Genomic DNA, 22,634 nt, shown 5'->3' with positions numbered 1-22,634 from the left:
ACCGTCGCCATGCACACCGGCATCAGCCATTCGCTCGATTTCGATCGGGACGGCAAGACGCTCAGCCATCTGAGCATCCCGTTCTCGATAGACCGTTCGCCATATTTCCAAATCAACGTCCCGATCTGCCTCATTCGCAACGGTGAGGGTCCGTCGCTGCTTCTTATGGCCGGCAATCACGGCGATGAATATGAAGGCGAGCTGTCCTTGGCGAAGCTGGTCCGCCGGCTCGATCCAGCGCGCGTCAGGGGCCGCGTCACCATCCTGCCGATGGCCAATGTGCCGGCGGTGATGGCCGCCAAACGCTGCTCGCCGCTCGATGGCGGCAATCTCAATCGCGCCTTTCCCGGAGATCCGTCGGGCACGCCGACAAGCCGGCTCGCCAACTTTCTCGAGACAGACCTGTTCCCCCGACACGACATTGTCTTCGACATCCATTCGGGGGGCACTTCGATGGAACATCTGCCGACTGCACTCGTCGAGCACAATGCCGATCCCGAGCGCCACAGGCGCGGGGTGGAGCTGATGCGGGCGCTCTGCATGCCCTATGGGTTCGTGGCCGACAATGGCCAGGCCTCGCCGACCTCCATGGGCGCAGCGCGCCGTGCCGGCGTCATCGGCGTCAGCGGTGAGTTCGGGGGCGGCGGCACCGCCACGGTCGACACGATGGCGATCACCGCTCGCGCGATCGACAATCTGCTGATTGCGCTAGGCCTGGTCGACGGGCCAGTTGTTGGCGCGGAGTCAATGCATTCGATGCCGACGCGACTGCTTTCGCTTTCGCGGCATAGCCAAGGCCTCTACGCCACCCGCCGCGGCTGGTTTGAACCCGCCGTGAGGGTTGGCGACAGCGTGAACGCCGGACAATTGGCTGGCTGGTATCACGATCTCGAAAGGCTCGATCTTGCCGAGGAAGCCTTGCATTTTGCCGAAAACGGCATCGTGCTTTCGCGGCGGCTGCATACAATGTGCGAGGCAGGAGACTGCCTCATGCAAGTCGCCGAACCCGTAGAAACCTAAAGGGAAACCGCACGGCGTCTGCCTGCTGCGTCACTCTGGAGAACTGAGGATATCTTATGCAGCTTTCCATGTGGACCTACCCCTGGGATGTCCAGGATCTGGGTTTCGAGATGGTCGAACGCGATCTGGTCGAACGCGCGGGACTCAACATGATCAGCCTTGCTGCCTCGTATCATGCGGGGCGCTTCCTTCAGCCGCGCAGCCCGCGCCGCAAAGCCTATTTCCCGGAGGACGGCACGATCTACTTCAAGCCAACCGCCGCGCGGTGGGCCGACCTCGCAATTCAGCCCAAGGTGGCGGACGTGATCTCGCAGGGCGGCGACGTGCTTGGCGAGCTCGTTCGCAGACGAGACGCCAATGGGCTGGGTGTTTCGTGCTGGACGGTGTGCCTGCACAACACCCGCGCCGGCATGCTTTATCCGCAGGTGGTCACCCGAAATGCCTTCGGCGATCCCAATTATTACAACCTTTGTCCCTCGCATCCGGATGCGCGCGCCTATGTTCGCGCGCTGGTCGCCGACGTTACGCACACTTACAAGCCGGACAGAATCGAGCTCGAAAGCCCGTCATTCATGAGCTTCGCCCACGAATATCATCACGAGAAGGACGGTGTCGGGCTGACCGCGGAAGATGACTTCCTTCTGTCGCTGTGCTTTTGCCCGTCCTGCCTCGCACGCGCCGCATATGCCGGCATTGATGGCGAGGCGGCGCGCAAACTGGTCAGGGGCTGGATCGTCGAGACCTGTGATCGTGCCGTTCCGGCACCGCGTTTTCCGGACTTTCCGAACGGTAGCTTCGATACCTTCCGGCCCTGGCCAGAATTATACGATTTTCTGCTGTGGCGGTTCGAGCCGGTGACCAGCTTGGTTGCCGAGCTGCGCGACGTTGCCGATCCGGGCACACGTGTCCTCATCATTGACCTGAAGGACGGCTGGTTGGGCGGCTGCGATCTGGCAGCTCTGGGCCAGGCTTGCGACGGCGCGATCCTGTGCGCCTACGATATGCAGGCCAGCGATGTCGCAGATCTCATGGCCACTGGCCATGCCACGCTCGGAGCAGAGAAATTCCTTGGGACCGGTTACCGGCTGTTCCATCCGGAAATGGCAGGCCCCGACATTCTCGCCGCCAAAGTGAAACCGGCGCTGGCGGCGGGCGTCGATGGCATCAATTTCTACAATTACGGCCTTGTCCCTGCCGCACGCCTCGATTGGGTGAGTGCCGCACGAGCTGTGTGAACGATCGATCCACGGCCGATCCAGTAGACCTCATTTTCGCTCGAGCTTTGCGCGTAATGCCGGAGAGGCGCTCGGAGGACTTCCCGCATGGATCCTCGCATCGCTTTGGCCGGCGGCCAGCAGCCTAACTGAAAGTCGAGGCATGGCTGTGAAGGGCCACGCGAGATGGGGGCGGGTTATACGGTCGAACGTATTTTCCATTTTATTCGCCGAAGCGCATATTGAAATTTATCTTCGGGAGCGTATATCTCATAGCCAGAGAGGTACGCTGTGGACCAAATCGCCCGAACGCCCAAGCAACTCGGAGATGCCATCCGCCGGCAGCGCCGCAAACTCGGCCTGAACCAGACCACTGTCGGGGAGCGCACGACGCTGCGCCAAGCGACCATCTCGGCCGTCGAGAATGGTGCGCCCGGGACACAGCTCGGAACGATTTGCGACATTCTCGCAGCGCTCGACCTTGAATTGGTTGTCCGCTCTCGGACCAGGGCAAAGTCGACCGAGATCGAGGACGTCTTCTGATGACTCGTCCGCGGCGGCACCTCCCGCTCAATGTCTTCTTGAACAGCCGTCTCGTCGGGCGGCTGAATAGACAATCCAGCGGCGCGATCGATTTTCAGTATGATCCGTCCTGGCTTGCCTGGGAGCACGCGCTACCAGTCTCGCTGTCTCTGCCTCTACGTGAAGATCGCTATATCGGTGCACCGGTCATTGCCGTCTTCGACAATCTCTTGCCCGACAGCATCCCGATTCGCCGCCGTATGGCGGAGCGTGTTCATGCTCAAGGGATAGATACCTACGACTTGCTTGCCGCTGTCGGACGGGATTGTGTCGGCGCACTGCAATTCCTGCCGGATGATGTCGAGCCAGGCCCCGCCGGTATCGTCGACGGCAAACCCGTTGACGATACCGAGATTGCTCGTCTCCTCCGCGAACTGGCATCGGCCCCCCTCGGGCTGGGCGAGGATGAGGATTTCCGGATCTCGATCGCTGGCGCTCAGGAAAAGACTGCGCTCTTGTTCTGGAAAGGACGTTGGTACAAGCCGCTGGCGTCGACTGCTACAACGCACATCCTCAAGCCACAGATTGGACGCTTGCCAAACGGCATCGACCTTTCCTTCAGTGTTGAAAACGAATTTTTCTGCCTCAAGATGACAGCCGCCCTGGGGCTCCCGTGCGCCGTCGCCGCAATCGAGGAGTTCGAAGGCAATCGCGTGCTCGTAGTCGAACGTTTCGATCGCCGATGGACGAGTGACAACCGTCTCCTGCGCTTGCCCCAGGAAGACTGCTGCCAGGCTTTGTCTGTGCCTCCGTCGCTGAAATACGAATCCGATGGCGGGCCTGGGGTTCCGGCTATCCTTGGTCTGATGAAGGGAAGCGACCAACCGGAGCTAGATCAAGCTGCGGTTCTGAAGGCCGTGGTCGCCTTTTGGCTTCTCGGCGCCACAGATGGGCATGCCAAGAATTTTAGCGTCTTTCTTTCTCCCGGCGGCCGGTTCCGCATGACGCCGCTATATGATGTGATCTCAGCCCAGACCAGCCTTGATGCGGGACAGATCAGGCGCAACAAGATGAAGTTGGCGATGGCTATAGGCGACGCACGCCACTACCTTATCGATAGCGTCATGCCGCGCCATTTCATCCAGACCGCCGCCAAGGCAGGAATTGGTCCAAAACCCGTCACGGCGATCTTTGACGAGCTGCGCCAACGGGCGCTAGCGGCAATTGAACTAGTTTCTGCATCACTCCCAAAGGGTTTCCCTTCGCAAGTCGCAGATGCCATTGGCAATGGGGTCAAAGCTCGCGTGCGCAGACTGGAAGAGGTGTGATGCTGAAGATCGAGGCACAACCAGATTGATAGCCATTGGACGGTCAAATTGATCGCAGCAGCAACGCCCCGGCGGCCGACAAAATCAACCCACGGACTTGCCAGCCTGTAACTTTCTAACCAGGCCGATCAGCTGATCCAGATCCGCGCTTGGAAGCGCAAGCATCTCGGCAGGGGGCTTGTGATATTCCCTTGTCAATTCCTCAATGGTTGCAGCACCCTTTGGTGTAAGCTTGACAAGTTTCACACGGCGATCGCTTGGCGACGGAATCCGTTCGGCGAGCCCCGCCTGCTCCAACCGGTCGACCAGCCAGGTCGCCGTCGAAGGGTCGCAGTGCCATTGAGCGGCCAATGCGCCGATCGGCTTGCCCGCATCTTTGTCGAGGGTGAAGAGGGCGCGCGAGTCGTTGGGCGTCAGACCCAATTTCTGCTGGATCGCCAACCGGTCCGGCGCGGACCGCATCAGGAAGTCAAACATCAGGCGCCAAGCCTCGGTGGCATGCTGCAAGCGATCTTGGCCCGGTCCCATTCCACGCTCCTTCGATCTTGATACCTATTTGGACCAATCATATGATTTGATCAATAAAAATGTTTGGATGATCAAATAATGAGAGGAGATCCGAGATGACCAACACCACGGTTCTCGTCGTCGGGGGCGGCCTGAACGGTCTGACGGCGGCCGCCCTTTTGGCTCACAACGACATTGCGTGTGTCCTCGTCGAGCGTCATCCCGACACGTCAATCCAGTACAAGTTTGCCGGCATTTCCCCGCGCAGCATGGAGATCTTCCGAAGCCTAGGCCTCGAAGAGGAGATTCGTGCAAATCGTACGGGGGATCAGCAGGCAGGCGCTATTGCGCGCGCCAGGAATCTCGCCGATCCGCAGATTCAATGGGGCGGACCGGCGTGGCTGGATGCAAGTGCCCTTAGTCCCACGCAACCGGCGACGTGTGATCAGCACGTCCTGGAGCCGATTCTGCGCCGCTACGCCGAGCGGAACGGTGCAGATGTGCGTTTCAGCACGGAACTGGTGGCTTTCGAACAGGATGAGACCGTCGTTCGCGCGGAAATTCGCGATATGGCGACCGGCGCAAAGGACGCCATCTCGGCCGACTATCTGATCGTCGCGGACGGTGCGAACGGTTCACTGCGAGAGAAGCTGGAGATCAGCCGCGGCGGGGCAGGCGGCCTTCAGCACTGGATGAATGTCGTCTTTGACACGGACATGCCTCCGACGATTGGCGGCAAGCGCTTCACGTCGTGCTTCGTGACGGACCTCAACGGGACCTTCACGCCCAGGGAGGGTGGACGATGGCTTCTGGCGCTCCAGTACTTTCCCGAAAAGGGCGAGAAACCCCAGAATTTTGATGAAGCCAAGTGCAGGGAACTGATCATACGAGGTGCGGGCCGGTCCGACATCACGACGAGGCTTGTCGATGCGCGCTCCTGGGAAGTGGCCGCCCTCACAGCGCGCCAATTCCGCCAAGGCCGCGCGTTTCTTGTGGGGGATGCCGCACATGTGATGCCCCCAACAGGCGCTTTCGGTGGCAATTCAGGTATCCACGACGCCCATAACCTTGCCTGGAAGCTTGCGATGGTAACACAGGGGTATGCCGGTCCCTCGTTGCTGGATAGCTATGACATGGAGCGCCGGCCGGTCATCGAGGCTACGTTGGCGCAAGCGCTCGCCCGCCTTCAGAAGTGGTTTGAAGATCCGTCGAAGCGGTTGCCCCCTCCAGTTGCGATCGTCGAGGATTACGACGTGGTACTTGGCCAACGCTACACTGCCGGTGTCGTGGCTCGGGAATCCACCCCGGACGATCACCCGTTCCAAAAATCCACGGAGCTGTCGGGCCGCCCTGGCACGCGTTTACCGCATTTCGCAGTCGAGCGCGCCGGCCAGCAGATTTCGAGTCTCGATTTGTGCGATCGCGACCTTCTTCTCCTCTGCGCCGATGAAGCATGGTGTCAGGCCGCTGACGCCGTAAGCCAGCGCCTCGGAATGCCGCTGACCTGCCACGCCTTGGGTGCCAACGGGGATCTGATTGACTTGGACCATCGGTGGCCTTCCGCGCTCGGGGTTGAAAGCGGCGGTGCTGTCTTGGTCAGGCCGGACGGCTTTGTCGCGTGGCGGTCAACGCACGGTGTGCCTGATCCCGTACAGGTGATGATCGAAACACTTGACGGGTGCGGTTTCCGCACGCAGGCACACGAACATCATCGGTAAACGGCGGGAGTGCGGATGCCTCCTGCGTTCTGGCACGACGTCCTTGCCGATGTCGTCGGGGAGAATGCTGGCGATGCCCAGGCGTTACTCCTTTTCCTACCCGTTGTCGCCAAGTAGCACCGCGCAAACCGCTTCAGTGACCTCGTCGGTGGTGGCGGTTCCGCCGAGATCGGGCGTGTGCAGTGAGGCGTCCGCGGTCACGCGCTCGACGGCGCGCATCAGGCGCGCCGCGGCAGCCGGCTCGCCGAGGTGCTCCAGCGTTATCACCGTCGACCAGAACATAGTGCCGTCCTCGGGCATCATCACCCCGTTGAGCTTGTAGTAGTCCGAGCGCCAGTCGAAGTGCTGCACTTCGAGACTGAAATCGCCGTCACGTGTGGCGCAGGCGGCCAGCCCACGAAGCCCGGCCGCTCGACTTGCTTGCCGATCCCATCGCCTGGATGGCCGCGATCCTGTGGCTTCGCAACGGTCCGGTCTCCCCTTGTGGCGCTAAACTCCGATGGACCACGTGGTCTTGGCAGACCGAATGTCGCCGTTACCGCAAATGTTCAATCAAACCGTTCAGCAGGAGCAGCAACGCCCCAACGACAACAGCCGCGGCAGCATCGTCCAGCATGATGCCGGTCCCACCCCTTACCTTGTCATGCATGATACGGATGGGCCAAGGCTTGATGACGTCGAAAAGCCGGAAAGCAAGGAAGCCTGCTGCCCACCAGAGTGGGTCGAGCGGCAGCATGGAAAGTGTTACGGCGGCGCCGAAGGTCTCATCGATGACGACGATCTGCGGGTCCTCCGTCCCGGTACGGGCGATAACATGCGATGAGGCCCATACGCCGACGGCGAACAGGGCCGCATAGGCAAGCACGGTCAGCCAAGGCGATGCAGGTATCAGAGCCGCGGCAACAGCCACTCCAACCATTGCGCCGACCGTGCCCGGCCATATTGGAGATAATCCCGCGCCGACAGAGGTCGCGAGCAGGTAGGCAAACTTGGGTGGAAATTTATGCATCAAGTTTCGGCCGGCTTCCCAAGCATGGCAAGCAATCATAGTCACATCGTTCGGGTGCGGCCGCCAGACCGCCGGTCGATTTGCTCCGTCAGGTTGGCGAGCACCTTAATCCGTCGGCCGCATTCGCCAAAAAGAAATCGCTGTTGCGTCGGGTTGAGAACGTTGCTTAGCCAGTTCTCCGTCTGCGTTGACCAAGTCGAACGGTAGCGATGGTGGAACAAACCCGCAAATTGCTGGTAAAGCTCGGTGAAACGACATCATCAGAGGAGCCGCCATGATCGCCGGTCTCATGAAAAGTCGCATCGACCCGCTATGGGAGCAGGCCGCCGCTCCGCTGATCGGGATCGGCATGACGCCGAACCAGGTTACGGCCAGCGGGCTCGTGCTCGTCGCTTTGTCCTCGGCGGCCTACGTCTACCACCATTCAAGTCTTGCCTTTGGCCTTTGCCTGGCGTTTGCCTTCACCTTCGACGCGCTGGACGGTGCGGTCGCCCGCCGGACAAATATGAGCACCAAGGCCGGTGGCTATTTCGATGCCGTCGTCGACCGTTATCAGGAATTGGCCGTCTTTGCGGCTATCGGCTGGGTCGCCGATCTGTGGGCGATCGCAATGTTCGCGTTCGCCGGCGGGGTTTTGACCAGTTACGCCAAGGCGCGGACGGCGCTGGAAATCCCTGTGGAAAACCACGGTTGGCCGGATTTCTTCGAGCGGATGGAACGTCTGGTTTTCATTTGCGTGCTGCTCGCCGCCGACGGAGTCGCGGCCGCCATCGGCGCGGCTTCGCCCTGGATTCTGGCGGGCGGGTTCGTGCTTTACGCAGTGCTGGCCAACGCCACAGCGCTGCAACGGATCAGTCGCGCATTCGCGATGCTGAAACGAGCCGACGGAAAGCAGCCGTGAGACTGCTAGAACGCGAGCATCGTATCGACCGCCGTGGCTTTTCCAACAAAGTCGCGTCAGCGCCAGCCCAAGCCAGGGGCGACATGGGTCAGGATCGCCTCGATAACGTGGGCATTGTAGTCGACGCCGAGCTGGTTGGGGACGGTGAGCAGCAGCGTATTGGCCTCGGCGATGGCTTCGTCGCCCTTTAGCTGCTCGATCAGGACGTCCGGTTCGGCTGCATAGGAGCGGCCGAACACGGCGCGTCTGTCTGCCTCGATGTAACCGAAATGATCTCCGCTTTGGTTGCCGCCGAAATAGCCCCGGTCGCGATCGTCGACCAGCGCAAAAATGCTCCGGCTCACCGACACCCGAGGCTCGCGCGTGTGTCCGGCCGCCTTCCAGGCCTCACGAAAAGCCCGGATCTGTTCGGCCTGCTGGATGTGGAACGGCTTTCCGCCTTCATCGAATTTGAGCGTGGAGCTCTGCAGGTTCATGCCCAGTTTCGCCGCCCATTCTGCGGTGGCGTTTGTGGCGGCGCCCCACCAGATGCGCTCGCGCAGGCCCTCCGAGTGCGGCTCGATGCGAAGCAGGCCAGGCGGGTTGGGAAACATCGGCCGCGGGTTGGGCTGCGCAAAGCCTTTGCCCAGCAACACTTCGAGCAGCACTCCGGTGTGTCTGCGGGCCATGTCGGCATCGCTCTCGCCCTCTTGCGGGGCGTAGCCGAAGTAGCGCCATCCCTCGATTACCTGCTCCGGCGAGCCGCGGCTGATGCCCAGCTGCAGACGCCCTCCGGCGATTAGATCGGCGGCGCCGGCGTCCTCGGCCATATAGAGCGGGTTCTCGTAACGCATGTCGATCACCGCCGTGCCGATCTCGATTCGGCTGGTCTTCGCCCCAACCGCTGCCAGCAGCGGGAAGGGCGAGGCGAGCTGGCGCGCGAAGTGATGCACGCGGAAATACGCGCCGTCCGCACCCAGCTCCTCGGCCGCGACGGCCAGCTCGACGGACTGCAAAAGCGCATCGGATGCCGTCCGCGTCTGCGATTGCGGCGAGGGCGTCCAGTGCCCGAACGAGAGGAAACCAATCTTCTTCATGAAATAGCCAGCCTAGAAGGAAGACAGGTGCAGACTATGCTTCGGCGCGGCGCAAAGCACTTCAAAAATTTTGCCCTGACGGCAATCTTCAAAGCCGCTCCGGCCGATTTGGGAGAGGGGGCAGGGGATGAGTTCTGGCAGTACAGAAGGCCAATGTGCGACCGCAAAATGACAGATGGATACCGATCTAGCAGTTGAAATCCAACACGACGAGTAATACCTTGTTGATTATTGGTATTACCGAGGGTCGAACATGACCACCAAAGTCACAGCCAAGGGACAGGTGACCATTCCAAAGCCGGTCCGCGAACTGCTTGGGATCGTCCCGGGCAGCAGAGTCGACTTCCGCCGCGCCGATGACGGCAACGTCGTGATTACGCGCAGTGACAAGAAGCGGCCCGCGAGCCGCTTCGCGAAATTGCGCGGCCATGCCGGCAAGGGTCTCGATACCGACGCGATCATGGCACTGACGCGTGGCGACGTGTGACGCTGGTCGACACCAACGTTCTGCTCGATCTTGTCACCAATGATCCGAACTGGGCGGATTGGTCGATCGCCCAGCTTGAGGCCCAAAGCCTGAATGGACCGCTGTTGATCAACGATGCTGTCTATGCCGAGTTGGCCGTCCGATACGGGCGCATCGAGGATCTCGACGCGTTTCTTGACAAAGCTGGTCTCGAAATCGCTTCGATGCCACGGGCAGCACTGTTCCTCGCGGGAAAGGTCTTTACCCAATACAGGAGATCGGGCGGGTTGCGCTCCGGCGTGCTGCCCGACTTTTTCATCGGCGCCCATGCCGCCGTCAATGGGCTGCCGCTGCTCACTCGCGATGTTGGTCGCTATCGTACCTATCTTCCATCACTCAAGCTGATCGCACCGAACTCGTGAATAGCCCGCCGAATAGGGTCCGCTAGGAAGGTGCCGCGAACGCCAGCACTATCGTGATGAGGATCAACAGCGGCCCCATCCATTTAAAATGGGTTCCAAAGTTGGTCCACCATGCCTGCTGTTGGCCGGGGCGAGCTTGAGAGGGGTCCGAGAAAAATCCGAAGCCAACGCCAGCCATCCACAACCCGGCGCAGAACATGATGAACTCGTCGATGTAATCCGCGACCACGCTTCGAAACTTTCGAATTTATGCCGCCGCTACATGGGCCGAATTCGACCCGATATAGTTACGGATCGTTTCGATGATCCGGTCCTGGTCGGCCCCGCTCAGATAGGGATGCATCGGCAGGCACAGGATGCGCTTCGGCAGCTCTTCCGAAACGGCAAGGCCGGTCGGCGTGCGCGGATAGTCGCGATAGGCAATCTGGCTGTGCAGCGGTTTCACATAATAGATGACTGACGGAATGCCCTTTTCACCGAGATGTGCCTTGAGCCCGTCGCGTTTCGGCGTTTCGATGGCGTATTGCGCCCAGGCCGACCGGCCGCCGCCCAGATTGCGCGCCGCCTTGACGATATCGCCGAGACCTTCGGCATAGCGATTAGCGACCGCTTGCCGCGCCACCATCTCGTCCTCGAGGATGGCCAGCTTCTCGATCAGGATCGCCGCCTGCAGGGTATCGAGCCGTGAATTGATGCCCACGCGGACATTGTCGTATTGCGTTTCGCCCTTTCCGTGAAAGGCGAACGAGCGCAGCTGTTCGGCCAGTGCATCGTCATTGGTGAACATCGCACCGCCATCGCCATAGCAGCCGAGCGGCTTTGCCGGATAGAAGCTGGTCGAGCCGACGGTGCCGAACGAGCCGCACATCTTGCCGTCAGCCGAGCCGCCGGTCGCCTGCGCCGCATCCTCGATGACCATCAGGCCTTCGCGATTGGCGATGGCCATGATCGCCTCGTAATCGGCGGCGAGGCCGAACAGGTCGACAGGAATGATTGCCTTCGGCCTCAGCCGGCCCTCCGCCTTGATCATGGCGATTGCCGCCTCGAGGCTGGCGATGTCGATATTGTAGCTGTCAGCATCGACATCGACGAAGACCGGTTCGGCCTTGGTCAGCGCCACCACTTCGGCCGTGGCGGCAAAGGTGAAGCTCGGCACGAACACCGCGTCGCCCGGGCCGATACCGGCGGCAAACAGCGGCAGCAGCAGCGCATCGGTGCCGTTGGCGCAAGCGACCACATGCTTGGTGCCGATATAGGCGGCGAGCTTGTTTTCGAATTCGGTGACCTGAGGTCCGAGAATATAGCGGCCCTCGTCGACAACTCGGTCGATTGCCGCTTTCAGCCTGTCGCGGATGCGTTCGCGCTGCGCGCCAAGATCGATGAACTGCATGTCGGCCTCAAACGGTTTTAGCCAGATAACCGGCCGCTGGTAGCAGACTTGGCATTGCCGAGAAAGCCGCAGGGCAAAACCCTGAATTGCTCAAGTGTCGCAGCCTGTTACCTCTGATTTCCGATCTGCCCTCTTAAACGCGGGGAAATCCGGGCTTCGGCCGGCCTGATACAGGCTTCGCATCCCGCCCGCCAGGCTGGGCGAAACATAAAGTGATCGCCGGTGAGCAGTCCATGGGCTGCGCACCAGCCGGTCAAGCGAGTTCATGCCGCCATGGTGGATTGGCGCCGGCCCGCGATACCGTCACCGCTGCGGCCTTGGCGCCGAGCGTCAGCGCCTTTTGGATGGCATCTTCCGGCAGGCTGGCGATTGCCGTCTTCGACAGCAGACCCTGTTCGTGCAAGGAAGCAAGGATGCCGGCGTTGAATGTGTCGCCGGCGCCGACCGTATCGACCACCTCGACCTTGTCCGGTACGACGGTGACCCGGTGCTGGCTACTGTAACCGACCGCGCCCTCGCTGCCATGGGTGACGACGATCAGCTTCGGACCGCGGTCCAGCCAGTTCCGGACCACGTCCTCATGCGAGCCGGCTTCGCCGAACCAGTTCAGATCCTCGTCCGACAGTTTCACGACGTCGGCCATCGCCATCATGTTGCGGATGCGCCTGAGGTGCCTGGCCTTGTCGGGAATGAAGTTTGGCCGGATGTTGGGGTCGAGCATCATCACGCGGCGCTCGTGCTCGCGTCGCATGAACTCCTCATAGGCCGACCCGGCCGGTTCCGAGATCAGGCTGATGGCGCCAAACAGCATCGCCTCGATCTCGCTGCCGAGTTCCGGCAGGTCCTCGATGGTCAGCATGCGCCCGGCGGTGTTCTCGTCATAGAATGTGTAGGTCGCCTGGCCGTTGGTGAGGCGCACGAAGGCGAGCGTAGTCGGCCGCGGCGAGGTGTGTGCATAGGTGGAACTGACCTTGCTGGCCCCCAGCGCCTCCCTGAGCTGGCCCCCGAACAGATCCGACGACAGGCCGGAGAAGAAGGCAGCGGGCGCGCCGAGCCGGCCAAGCGCAATTGCCGAGTTGAAGACGGCACCGCCGACATAGGGCGCAAAGGCCGGCTCGCCCTCCGTCGTGGTGCGGGGCAGCATGTCGATCAGGGCTTCGCCGCAGCAGAGGATCATGAAGTCTTGCTTTCCGGCGGATAGATCACGCCCTTGCGGATGATGATGTTGGCATAAAGCCGCGGCTCGCTCGTCGCGACGATCGCGTGCGCGGCCTTGACCCGTGCATAGAAGTCGGCGCCGGCAAGCGCAACCACCTTGCGGCCCGGCGCACGCCTGGCGCAGATCGCTTCCATCTCGTGGTGAACCGGATCGGCGAGCAGGGGATCGCCTTTGGCCGAGGCGCGAAACAGCGCCTGCGGCACGGCGTCATCGACCGGCAACACGCTCAATACGGCATCCAGCACCGGGACGAGATGGTGACCGTCGGCGCGGATCAGCCGCTGTGCCTGCTGCTCGGCCGGGTAGTTGCCGTCGACAAGGGCGATCTCGTCGCCATGGCCCATGGCGCGCAATATCGCCAGAAGCTCCGGGCCGAGCAGCGCCGGGATGCCGATCAGCATGCTCAGAAGCTCCGGGAAATCGTGGTCGAGCTGATGAGAAAGCGCTCCGATAGCGGCAGGCTGGCGCCACCTAGCGCTCGCGCATGGATGCCGACCGTTCCCTCGCGAACGCCCGGCAGCCTCAGGCCTTCGCCGTCGATCCTGCCGATAGCTTCGATGACGGCGCCGACGAGCCGGCGGCGCACGGCGAGCGGCATCCATCCGTCGATCACCGCGGCTTCGAAATCGATGACAGAGGACGCCGCAACGATGGCATAGGCGAGTGCCTGCGAGGCGCTGGTGATCCAGTCGTCGAGCTCGGCGCCGATCTCGCCCCAGTCCTGCGGTGAGGTCCACAGATGCGAGGCCTCGACGCCGCGCGCGTTGAGCGCCTTTTCCAGCATGGCGATCGACGCCACGTCGATCAGCTGGGTCGGCTTGCCGTCCGGCCCGGGCACCGGCATCGAGCCCAGCGCGCCGGCATTGCCGGTTGGGCCGCCAAAAAGCCGGCCATTGAGCACGATGCCGCCGCCGGCAAAGGCGCCGATATAGAAATAGACGAAATCGCGTGCCGCACCCGCCGCCTGGCCGAACACGAGCTCGGCGCCGCAGGCCGAGGTGGCGTCGTTCTGCAGATAGACTGGAAATTCGCATTGCGCCTGGATGTCGGCGCGGATGTCGCGGTGGCGCCATTCGTCCATGATTTCACGCGGCGCGCCGGCGGTGTCGGCCCAGTTCCACAACTCGAACGGCATGGCGATGCCAAGCCCGGCGATGCGTTTATCCTGCGCAGGGGTGAGTTCGCCGCGCATCTTCTTCATGCCGCTTGTGACGAATTCCACCGTCTCGCGCGGGGCAGGGTAGCGGTAGGAATGCTGCAGCATCGAGCGCACATTGCCGAGGAAATCAATCAGCACCAGCTCGGCGCTGCGGCGGCCGATCTTCAGGCCGATGAAATAGGCGCCGTCGGGATTGAGCGCCATGGGTATCGAGGGCTGGCCGATCTTGCCGCGCAACGGCGCCTGGCGGACGAGCAGATCGTCCTCCTCCAGCTCGCGCATGATGACTGACACTGTCTGCGCCGAAAGGCCGGTCATGCGTGCAATGTCGGATTTGGCCAGGCTGCCATGCTGTCGCACCAGCGACAGCACCAGCCGCTCATTGTGGTCCCGCATGCCACTTTGATTGGTGCCGCGGTGCAGACGGCTTTCGGCCGCATCGGGCGAGCCGTGCCTCGTAATGCCGGTCTCCACCCCTGTTCCTCCCGTCGTTTCCCCTCAATGCTTTTGGTCTAGAGTGAGTGAACAATCCAGCGTTGTCAATAATAAATAAGAGTGATTTAATTATTGACAGTGCTGGCGGACTGGTGTCTCTTGAGGTCGGCGCCGACACTGGGAGATTTCGTCGGACGCGCTGCAGATGCCGGTTGGCCGGCATCCTAAATGGTTCCATGGGAGGAAAATCGTGACCACGTCAAAACTGTTGAAATCCACCGTGTTTGCCGCGGCCGGACTGAGCCTGATGGCCTTTGCTTCGACGGCATCGGCCGCCGGGGTCGGCGCCTGCTTGATCACCAAGACCGACACCAATCCTTTCTTTGTCAAGATGAAGGAAGGTGCCGCCGCGAAAGCCAAGGAAATCGGTGTCGATCTGAAAGCCTATGCCGGCAAGGCGGAAGGTGACAATGAGGGCCAGGTTGCGGCGATCGAATCCTGCATCGCCGACGGCGCCAAGGGCATTTTGATCACCGCCACCGACACTGCGGCCATTGTGCCGGCGGTGAAGAAGGCGCGCGATGCAGGGGTGCTGGTGATCGCTCTCGACACGCAGCTCGAGCCTGCCAACGCCGCGGATGCGACGTTTGCGACCGATAATTTCAAGGCCGGCGAGCTTATCGGCTCCTGGGCAAAGGCTACCTTGGGCGACAAGGCCAAGGACGCGCACATCGCTTATATGGATCTGATCGCCAGCCAGCCCTCCGTCGACGTGCAGCGTGATCAGGGCTTCATGAAGGGCTTCGGCATCGACCTCGGCGATCCCAAGAAGATCGGCGACGAAACCGACGCACGCAACGTCTGTCATGATCTGTCGAGCGGCAATGAGGATGGCGGGCATACTGCCATGGAGAATTGCCTGCAGAAGGATCCGGATATCAACGTCGTCTACACCATCAACGAACCTGCGGCCGCGGGCGCCTACCAGGCGCTGAAGGCCGTCGGCAAGGAGAAGGACGTCCTGATTGTCTCGGTCGATGGCGGCTGCCCCGGTGTCAAGAACGTTGCCGAGGGCGTGATCGGCGCCACTTCACAACAATATCCACTGCTCATGGCCTCGCTCGGCATCGAAGCGATCAAGACCTTTGCCGACACCGGCAAGAAGCCGGAGCCGTCGCCCGGTCTGGATTTCTACAACACCGGCGTCACGCTGATCACCGACAAGCCTGCCGCCGGCATCGAATCCATCGACACGAAGCAAGGCCTCAGCAAGTGCTGGGGTTGATTTGATCCCCTGATCGGCTCAACTTCAAACAACAATAGAGAATGTGGAGCGGTTTCGGCCGCTCCACATCACAGGCGGGGAGGCCGACTTGAGCGTCGAAACAACCAAGAGCAAGGGACCGCAGGAATTCGAGACGGTCCTGGCCGCCAGCGACGCCAGCGTCGCTTCATTCGAGACGCATTCCCGCTCGACATTGGAGAGCATCCAGCACCGCTTGCACAAAAGCCCCGCCATGGTGCCGCTGATCATCCTGCTCATCTCGGTGGTTCTGTTCGCAGTCGTCGTCGGTGGCCGCTTCTTTTCTCCCTTCACCCTCACCCTGATCCTCCAGCAGGTGGCGATAACCGGCATGGTCGGCATCGCGCAGACACTGGTGGTGCTCACCGCCGGCATCGACCTGTCAGTCGGCGCCATCATGGTGCTGAGCTCGGTTGTTATGGGCCAGTTTGCCATGCATTACGGTGTTCCAGCGCCGGTCGCCGTTGCCGTCGGGCTGCTTGTCGGCGCGATTTGCGGCTTGATCAACGGCATTCTCATCGCCTGGGTGAAACTGCCGCCCTTCATCGTGACGCTCGGCACCTGGTCGATCTACGCTGCCATCAACTTCATCTATTCCGGCAACGAGACCATCCGCAGCCAGGATCTCGAGGCGACGGCACCGCTGCTGCAGTTTTTCGGCGGCTCGTTCAGGATCGGCGGCGCCGTTTTCACCTATGGCGTGCTGTTGGTGCTGATCATGGGGGCAATTGCCTGGTACGTGCTCAATCACACGGCATGGGGCCGGCATGTCTACGCAGTCGGCGACGACCCGGAAGCCGCGGAACTGTCGGGGGTGCGCGTCAGCCGGATGCTGGTCACGGTCTATACGCTGACTGGCATCATTTGTGCCATCGCCGGCTGGGCCTTGATCGGACGTATCGGATCGGTCTCGCCGCAGGCTGGGCAGTTCGAGAACATCAATTCGATTACCGCCGTGGTGATTGGCGGCACATCGCTGTTCGGCGGCCGCGGTTCCATCCTCGGGACCATCTTCGGTGCGCTGATCGTCGGGGTGTTCGCGCTCGGCCTCAGGCTTTGGGGGACAGATCCCCAATGGACGCAATTGTCCGTCGGCGCCCTTATCATCATCGCTGTTGGTATCGACCAGTGGATCAGGAAGATCTCGGCATGAACCAGACTCAGGAACCGATCCTTACCGCCCGCAGCCTGGTCAAGCGCTACGGCCGCGTCACCGCTCTCGACAGCGCAGACTTCGACCTCTATCCGGGCGAAATCCTTGCTGTCATCGGCGACAACGGCGCCGGCAAGTCGTCGCTTATCAAGGCGATTTCCGGAGCCGTCACCCCTGACGAAGGCGAGATCCGGCTTGAAGGCAAGCCTATTGCCTTCAAATCGCCGATGGAGGCCCGCGAGGCCGGCATCGAGACGGTCTATCAGAACCTGGCTCTGTCGCCGGCGCTGTCCATCGCCGACAACATGTTCCTCGGCCGCGAGATCCGCAAGCCGGGCTTTCTTGGCAGCTGGCTGCGCATGCTCGACCGTCCGGCGATGGAAAAGCGTGCCCGCGACAAGCTCACCGAGCTTGGCCTGATGACCATCCAGAACATCAGCCAGGCGGTGGAAACGCTCTCGGGCGGCCAGCGTCAAGGTGTGGCGGTGGCGCGCGCCGCCGCCTTCGGCAGCCGGGTGGTGATCATGGATGAGCCGACGGCGGCACTTGGTGTGAAGGAGAGCCGGCGCGTGCTCGAATTGATCCTCGACGTGAAGAAGCGGGGCCTGCCGATCGTGCTGATTTCACACAACATGCCGCATGTCTTCGAGGTGGCGGACCGCATCCACATTCACCGGCTCGGCCGTCGCCTGTGCGTCATCGATCCGAAGCAGTATACGATGTCCGACGCGGTCGCCTTCATGACCGGCGCCAAGGTGCCGCCAGAAGCGGCGCTGGCGGCTTGAGCAAGAATTTGAGGCCCATCGCCGAGGGGCCAAAATGCGCTGTTTCAAAATACCAAATTGCCGCAGGGCAACCCGGCTTGCGGTCGCCTGAATCGATTGAACATTCGGTGAGATGCATTAGCATTGGCAGAGATGGTGAAAGCCGCATGATCCTGGCAACGTCACGAGAGGCAGCATGACGCGCGCGATGACAACCGAAGCTCCTCTGCCCACGCTCGAAAACCCGGATCCCAAGACGCTCGCCGAGGAAGTCTTGCAGGCCCTCAAATACAGGGTCGGCAAGGGCACCAACGTTGCAACCCAGTACGACTGGCTCACCGCCTCGATCAAGGTTGTGCGCGACCGCATCGTCGATCACTGGATGCAGGCGACCCAAGAGGCCTACGCCCAGCAGGAAAAGCGCGTCTATTACCTGTCGCTGGAATTCCTCATCGGCCGCCTGATGCGCGATGCCTTCTCCAATCTCGGACTGATGGACAACATGCGCGAGGCGCTGTCGTCGCTTGGCGTCGACCTCGACATCATTGCCGCGCTCGAACCAGATGCTGCCCTTGGCAATGGCGGTCTTGGCCGGCTCGCCGCCTGCTTCATGGAAAGTATGGCTACCGTCGATATCCCCGCGCATGGCTACGGCATCCGCTACGCCAACGGCATGTTCCGGCAGGAGATCCATGACGGCTGGCAGGTGGAACTGCCCGAAACATGGCTCGATCACGGCAACCCCTGGGAGTTCGAGCGCCGCGAACGCTCCTTCGAGGTCGGCTTCGGCGGCTCGGTGGAATCGGTCACCTCGAAGGACGGCCGGCTCGAGCGCCACGTCTGGAAACCGACCGAACATGTTCTGGCAGTCGCCTATGATACGCCGGTTGTCGGCTGGCGGGCCAACCGCGTCAACACGCTGCGTCTGTGGTCCGGCATGCCGGTCGACCCGATCCTGCTCGACAAGTTCAACGCCGGCGATCACATCGGTGCGCTCGCCGAAAGCAACAAGGCAGATGCGTTGTCGCGCGTCCTTTACCCGGCCGATTCCCACAAGGCGGGCCAGGAGTTGCGGCTCAGGCAGGAGTATTTCTTCTCCACCGCCTCGCTGCAGGACATCGTCCAGCGTCATCTCAGCCAGTATGGCGACCTGCAATCGCTGCCCGACAAGGCGGCGATCCATCTCAACGACACCCATCCGGCGATCGCCGTAGCCGAGCTGATGCGCCTGTTGATGGATGTCCACGGCATGGATTTCGACCAGGCCTGGAGCATCACCAAGCGCACCTTCGGCTACACCAACCACACGCTGCTTCCCGAAGCGCTAGAAAGCTGGCCCGTGCCGCTGTTCGAGCGGCTGTTGCCGCGCCACATGCAGATCGTCTATGCTATCAACGCCGAGGTGCTGCTCGAGGCACGCGCCTCCGACCAGTTCTCGGACGAGCAGATCAGCCGCATCTCGCTGATCCAGGAAAATGGCGATCGCCGCGTGCGCATGGGCAACCTGGCCTTTGTCGGCTCGCACTCGATCAACGGCGTCTCGGCATTGCATACGGAATTGATGAAGGAGACGGTGTTTGCCGACCTCCACAGGCTCTACCCGGACCGCATCAACAACAAGACCAACGGGATCACGCCGCGGCGCTGGCTGATACAGTGCAATCCCGGCCTCACGGCACTCACCCGAGAGGCGATCGGCGACGGTTTCCTCGACGACATCAACGAGATAAAGCGGCTTGATCCTTTCGCCGAGGACGCCGCCTTCCGCGATAAGTTCGCCGCTGTCAAACGGGCGAACAAGACGAGGCTTGCCAATCTCGTTGCCGACCGGCTCGGTATCAAGGTCGACCCCTCGGCGCTGTTCGACATCCAGGTCAAGCGCATCCACGAATACAAGCGCCAGCTCTTGAACATTCTCGAAGCGGTCGCGCTTTACGACCAGATCCGCTCGCATCCGGAGCGCGACTGGATGCCCCGCGTCAAATTCTTCGGCGGCAAGGCGGCGCCCAGCTATCACAACGCCAAGCTGATCATCAAACTTGCCAACGACGTCGCCCGGGTCATCAACCGCGACCCGGCGGTGCGCGGTTTGCTGAAAGTGGTGTTCGTGCCGAACTACAATGTCAGCCTTGCCGAGATCATGATGCCGGCCGCCGATCTTTCGGAGCAGATATCGACCGCCGGCATGGAAGCGTCCGGCACCGGCAACATGAAGTTCGCGTTGAACGGCGCGCTGACCATCGGCACGCTCGACGGCGCCAACGTCGAGATCAAGGAATGCGTCGGCGACGACAACATCTTCATCTTCGGCCTGACCACAGAGGAAGTCGCCGAGCGGCGCAACAATGGTTACGATCCGCGCGTCCTAATCGAGGGATCGCCTGAATTGGCGCAGGCGCTTGCCGCGGTTTCGTCCGGGGTCTTTTCGCCTGACGATCCGGACCGTTATCGCGACCTGATCAACGGCCTTTACCAGAGCGACTGGTTCATGGTCGCTGCGGATTTCGATGCCTACGCCGCCACCCAGCGCGACGTCGATGCCGTCTGGCGCAACAGCCCGGACTGGTACGCCAGAGCGATCCGCAATGTCGCCCGCGTCGGCTGGTTCTCGTCCGACCGCACGATCCGCCAATATGCGAAAGACATCTGGCACGTGCCCGCCTGATGTGATTGCATGAGACCAGGAACAATGTGGCCCTAGTGGAGTGATTTGACCTTCGCATCCCTTGGAAGGTCAGGCGGCCTGCGACTGTCGAATTCAAAACTTCACTAGAAACACACACTTGGTGCCCGAGGAGGGACACTGCCTGATGAGCAAGCCGCGCGCGACCGTTGCGACAAGCGGGCCGGACGGATTGGCGCCAGCCGGCGATGTCGCGGCGATTGTCGCCGGCACGCATGGCGACCCGTTCGCCGTGCTCGGCGTGCATGAGGCGGGGAAGGGCTTTGTCGCCCGCTGCTTCGTCCCTCATGCCGAGTTCGTCACCGCCTATACGCTGACCGGCAAGAAGGCCGGCGAGCTGTCGAGACGCGACGACCGCGGCTTCTTCGAAGGCAGACTGTCGCTGCGCAAACGCCAGCCGCTGCGCTATCATGCCAGGAATTCCGGCGGTGACTGGTGGCTGACCGATCCATATTCCTTCGGCCCCGTGCTCGGCCCGCTGGACGACTATTACATCGCCGAAGGGTCGCATCTCAGGCTGTTCGACAAGCTCGGCGCCCATCTCATCGACCATGAAGGTGCATCGGGCGTGCATTTTGCGGTGTGGGCGCCCAATGCAAGGCGCGTCTCGGTGGTCGGCGACTTCAACGAGTGGGACGGCCGCAGGCACACCATGCGCGACCGCCGCGATACCGGCATCTGGGAGCTGTTCATTCCCGACATCGGCGCTGGCCGCCCTTATAAATACGAGATCATCGGGCCGGATGGCGTGAGATTGCCGCTCAAGGCAGATCCGTTCGCCTTCAAGTCCGAACTGCGCCCGGCCACCGCCTCGGTGACGGCGCTGCCGCCGGCGCACGAATGGGGCGACGAGGCGCATCGGAACTACTGGCGCAATGCCGACCACAGGCGCGAAGCCGTATCGATCTACGAGGTCCATGCCGGGTCATGGCGGCTTCACGACGACGGCAGCTTCCTGTCGTGGGACGAGCTCGCCGACAGGCTGATCCCTTACGTGGTCGAGACCGGTTTTACCCACATCGAATTCATGCCGATCTCCGAACATCCTTATGACCCGTCCTGGGGCTACCAGACGACGGGTCTCTATGCGCCGACTGCACGCTTTGGCGATCCGGACGGTTTTGCCCGTTTCGTCGACGGCGCCCACCGTGCAGGCATCGGCGTCATCCTCGACTGGGTGCCGGCACATTTCCCGGTTGACGAACACGGTCTGGCAAAGTTCGACGGTACCGCGCTCTACGAACATGCCGATCCGCGCAAGGGCTTCCATCCCGACTGGAACACCGCGATCTATAATTTCGGGCGCCGCGAAGTGATCTCGTTCCTGGTCAACAATGCGCTGTTCTGGGCCGAGAAATATCACGTCGACGGACTGCGCGTCGATGCGGTCGCCTCGATGCTTTATCTCGATTATTCGCGCAAGGCCGGTGAATGGATTCCCAACGAGAAGGGCGGGCGCGAGAATCTCGAAGCGGTCAGCTTCCTGCAGCGTATGAACAAGGAGGTCTACGGCCACCATCCGGGTGTGATGACCATCGCCGAAGAATCGACCTCGTGGCCGAAAGTCTCGCAGCCGGTGCATGAAGGCGGACTGGGCTTCGGTTTCAAATGGAACATGGGCTTCATGCACGACACTTTGGAATATTTCTCCAAGGAGCCGATCTTCCGCAAGCATCACCACAACGACATCACCTTCGGCCTGGTCTATGCCTTCAGCGAGAATTTCGTGCTGCCGCTGTCCCATGACGAAGTGGTGCACGGCAAGGGCACGCTGCTCAACAAGATGGCCGGCGACGACTGGCAGAAATTCGCGACGCTGCGCGCCTACTACGCCTTCATGTGGGGCTATCCCGGCAAGAAGCTGTTGTTCATGGGCCAGGAGTTCGCACAACGCCGCGAGTGGAGCGAGGCGCGCGCGCTCGACTGGAACCTGCTCGATTTCCGGCTCCATCGCGGCGTCTGGCAGACGGTGCGCGACCTCAACTATCTCTACCGCTCGCGCCCGGCGCTGCATGCCCGCGACTGCGAGCCGGAGGGCTTTTCCTGGCTGATCGTCGACGACAGCGCGAACTCGGTATTTGCCTGGCTACGCAGCGCGCCGGGCGGCAATCCGGTCGCCGTCATTTCCAACTTCACGCCGGTGCCGCGCGACAATTACCGCGTGCCGTTGCCGCAGGCCGGAAAATGGCGCGAAATCATCAACACCGATGCCACGGATTATGGCGGTTCCGGCAAGGGCAATAGCGGCGGCGTCGAGGCTCGGGCGGAAGGAGGAGGCATTTCGGCGACGATGCTTTTGCCGCCGCTGTCGACGATCATGCTCGAATTCGTCCCGGACTGAGCTA

The 22,634-nt window shown here is 61.7% G+C and carries 21 protein-coding genes and 1 pseudogene; 13 read left to right on the top strand and 9 right to left on the bottom strand.

The features are described from left to right. Nucleotides 1-9 precede the first annotated feature (9 nt). The 4 genes from NKH23_RS15830 to NKH23_RS15815 all read left to right on the top strand — a co-directional run bounded on the left by NKH23_RS15830 (nucleotide 10) and on the right by NKH23_RS15815 (nucleotide 4,084). Nucleotides 10-1,020, top strand: coding sequence for a succinylglutamate desuccinylase/aspartoacylase family protein (locus tag NKH23_RS15830; protein WP_353035041.1), 1,011 nt, complete (start codon nucleotides 10-12; stop codon nucleotides 1,018-1,020). A 56-nt stretch (nucleotides 1,021-1,076) separates the two neighbouring features. After that, complete coding sequence (locus NKH23_RS15825) at nucleotides 1,077-2,255, top strand: hypothetical protein (protein ID WP_352916296.1); 1,179 nt, start codon at nucleotides 1,077-1,079, stop codon at nucleotides 2,253-2,255. A gap of 270 nt (nucleotides 2,256-2,525) precedes the next feature. Next, on the top strand, nucleotides 2,526-2,777 hold the full coding sequence (locus tag NKH23_RS15820; protein WP_353035039.1) for a helix-turn-helix domain-containing protein: 252 nt from the start codon (nucleotides 2,526-2,528) through the stop codon (nucleotides 2,775-2,777). After that, nucleotides 2,777-4,084, top strand: coding sequence for a type II toxin-antitoxin system HipA family toxin (locus NKH23_RS15815; RefSeq protein ID WP_352977585.1), 1,308 nt, complete (start codon nucleotides 2,777-2,779; stop codon nucleotides 4,082-4,084). Before NKH23_RS15820 ends, NKH23_RS15815 begins: the two co-directional genes overlap by 1 nt. Nucleotides 4,085-4,168: 84 nt before the next feature. Here the strand turns inward: NKH23_RS15815 and NKH23_RS15810 are convergent, their stop codons facing one another. Continuing rightward, nucleotides 4,169-4,612: a MarR family winged helix-turn-helix transcriptional regulator gene (locus NKH23_RS15810; protein ID WP_352977587.1), complete on the bottom strand. Its 444-nt coding sequence runs from the start codon at nucleotides 4,610-4,612 to the stop codon at nucleotides 4,169-4,171. Nucleotides 4,613-4,707: 95 nt separating this feature from the next. Between NKH23_RS15810 and NKH23_RS15805 the strand changes: the two genes are divergently transcribed. Next, nucleotides 4,708-6,309: an FAD-dependent monooxygenase gene (locus NKH23_RS15805; protein WP_353035036.1), complete on the top strand. Its 1,602-nt coding sequence runs from the start codon at nucleotides 4,708-4,710 to the stop codon at nucleotides 6,307-6,309. Nucleotides 6,310-6,405: 96 nt separating this feature from the next. On the opposite strand, the pseudogene NKH23_RS15800 reads toward NKH23_RS15805, so the two are convergent. Both NKH23_RS15800 and NKH23_RS15795 read right to left on the bottom strand, forming a co-directional pair. Further along, a pseudogene (locus NKH23_RS15800) lies at nucleotides 6,406-6,570 on the bottom strand (tartrate dehydrogenase); the annotation flags it as partial. A 274-nt stretch (nucleotides 6,571-6,844) separates the two neighbouring features. Next, nucleotides 6,845-7,318, bottom strand: a complete 474-nt coding sequence (locus NKH23_RS15795; protein ID WP_352977591.1) for a phosphatidylglycerophosphatase A family protein — start codon at nucleotides 7,316-7,318, stop codon at nucleotides 6,845-6,847. Nucleotides 7,319-7,592: 274 nt separating this feature from the next. Here NKH23_RS15795 and NKH23_RS15790 point away from each other — a divergent pair, with 274 nt between their 5' ends. Beyond that, entirely contained in the window at nucleotides 7,593-8,219 is a 627-nt protein-coding gene (locus NKH23_RS15790; RefSeq protein ID WP_352977592.1) for a CDP-alcohol phosphatidyltransferase family protein, read from the top strand. 56 nt (nucleotides 8,220-8,275) lie between these two features. Here the strand turns inward: NKH23_RS15790 and NKH23_RS15785 are convergent, their stop codons facing one another. Then, on the bottom strand, nucleotides 8,276-9,295 hold the full coding sequence (locus NKH23_RS15785) for an LLM class flavin-dependent oxidoreductase (RefSeq protein WP_353035034.1): 1,020 nt from the start codon (nucleotides 9,293-9,295) through the stop codon (nucleotides 8,276-8,278). A gap of 253 nt (nucleotides 9,296-9,548) precedes the next feature. Between NKH23_RS15785 and NKH23_RS15780 the strand changes: the two genes are divergently transcribed. After that, nucleotides 9,549-9,782, top strand: a complete 234-nt coding sequence (locus NKH23_RS15780; RefSeq protein WP_352977596.1) for an AbrB/MazE/SpoVT family DNA-binding domain-containing protein — start codon at nucleotides 9,549-9,551, stop codon at nucleotides 9,780-9,782. Beyond that, a complete protein-coding gene (locus tag NKH23_RS15775; RefSeq protein ID WP_352977597.1) occupies nucleotides 9,779-10,183 on the top strand; it encodes a type II toxin-antitoxin system VapC family toxin in 405 nt (134 codons plus the stop codon). Before NKH23_RS15780 ends, NKH23_RS15775 begins: the two co-directional genes overlap by 4 nt. A gap of 22 nt (nucleotides 10,184-10,205) precedes the next feature. Here the strand turns inward: NKH23_RS15775 and NKH23_RS15770 are convergent, their stop codons facing one another. The 5 genes from NKH23_RS15770 to NKH23_RS15750 form a co-directional block, all read right to left on the bottom strand. Then, entirely contained in the window at nucleotides 10,206-10,412 is a 207-nt protein-coding gene (locus NKH23_RS15770; protein ID WP_352977599.1) for a hypothetical protein, read from the bottom strand. Nucleotides 10,413-10,430: 18 nt separating this feature from the next. Beyond that, complete coding sequence (locus NKH23_RS15765; RefSeq protein WP_352977601.1) at nucleotides 10,431-11,573, bottom strand: DegT/DnrJ/EryC1/StrS family aminotransferase; 1,143 nt, start codon at nucleotides 11,571-11,573, stop codon at nucleotides 10,431-10,433. A gap of 253 nt (nucleotides 11,574-11,826) precedes the next feature. Next, nucleotides 11,827-12,750: a carbohydrate kinase family protein gene (locus NKH23_RS15760; RefSeq protein ID WP_352977603.1), complete on the bottom strand. Its 924-nt coding sequence runs from the start codon at nucleotides 12,748-12,750 to the stop codon at nucleotides 11,827-11,829. Further along, complete coding sequence (locus tag NKH23_RS15755) at nucleotides 12,747-13,193, bottom strand: RbsD/FucU family protein (RefSeq protein WP_023679299.1); 447 nt, start codon at nucleotides 13,191-13,193, stop codon at nucleotides 12,747-12,749. Before NKH23_RS15755 ends, NKH23_RS15760 begins: the two co-directional genes overlap by 4 nt. 2 nt (nucleotides 13,194-13,195) lie before the next feature. Beyond that, nucleotides 13,196-14,425 (bottom strand): ROK family transcriptional regulator, encoded by a 1,230-nt coding sequence (locus NKH23_RS15750; RefSeq protein WP_352977607.1) that lies wholly within the window; start codon nucleotides 14,423-14,425, stop codon nucleotides 13,196-13,198. A 229-nt stretch (nucleotides 14,426-14,654) separates the two neighbouring features. On the opposite strand from NKH23_RS15750, the gene NKH23_RS15745 reads away from it, so the two are divergent. The 5 genes from NKH23_RS15745 (at nucleotide 14,655) to glgB (ending at nucleotide 22,630) form a co-directional block, all read left to right on the top strand. Then, nucleotides 14,655-15,671: a sugar ABC transporter substrate-binding protein gene (locus NKH23_RS15745; protein WP_352721264.1), complete on the top strand. Its 1,017-nt coding sequence runs from the start codon at nucleotides 14,655-14,657 to the stop codon at nucleotides 15,669-15,671. An 88-nt stretch (nucleotides 15,672-15,759) separates the two neighbouring features. Further along, nucleotides 15,760-16,842 carry an ABC transporter permease gene (locus NKH23_RS15740; protein ID WP_352721207.1) on the top strand — a complete coding sequence of 361 codons (1,083 nt, stop codon included), beginning with the start codon at nucleotides 15,760-15,762 and terminating at the stop codon, nucleotides 16,840-16,842. Next, entirely contained in the window at nucleotides 16,839-17,627 is a 789-nt protein-coding gene (locus tag NKH23_RS15735; RefSeq protein WP_352665846.1) for an ATP-binding cassette domain-containing protein, read from the top strand. Before NKH23_RS15740 ends, NKH23_RS15735 begins: the two co-directional genes overlap by 4 nt. A 175-nt stretch (nucleotides 17,628-17,802) precedes the next feature. Continuing rightward, the gene (locus NKH23_RS15730) at nucleotides 17,803-20,271 is read left to right on the top strand and encodes a glycogen/starch/alpha-glucan phosphorylase (RefSeq protein WP_353025501.1); all 2,469 of its coding nucleotides are present in this window, start codon (nucleotides 17,803-17,805) and stop codon (nucleotides 20,269-20,271) included. Nucleotides 20,272-20,416: 145 nt separating this feature from the next. Beyond that, on the top strand, nucleotides 20,417-22,630 hold the full coding sequence (glgB, locus tag NKH23_RS15725; RefSeq protein ID WP_353025500.1) for a 1,4-alpha-glucan branching protein GlgB: 2,214 nt from the start codon (nucleotides 20,417-20,419) through the stop codon (nucleotides 22,628-22,630). Nucleotides 22,631-22,634 lie beyond the last annotated feature (4 nt).

The sequence above is a fragment of the Mesorhizobium sp. M1328 genome (genome assembly GCF_040318075.1).
Taxonomy (GTDB): Bacteria; Pseudomonadota; Alphaproteobacteria; order Rhizobiales; family Rhizobiaceae; genus Mesorhizobium.
The sequence above is the reverse complement of the archived record's forward strand: the minus strand, read 5'-3'. Positions and strand labels throughout refer to the sequence as shown.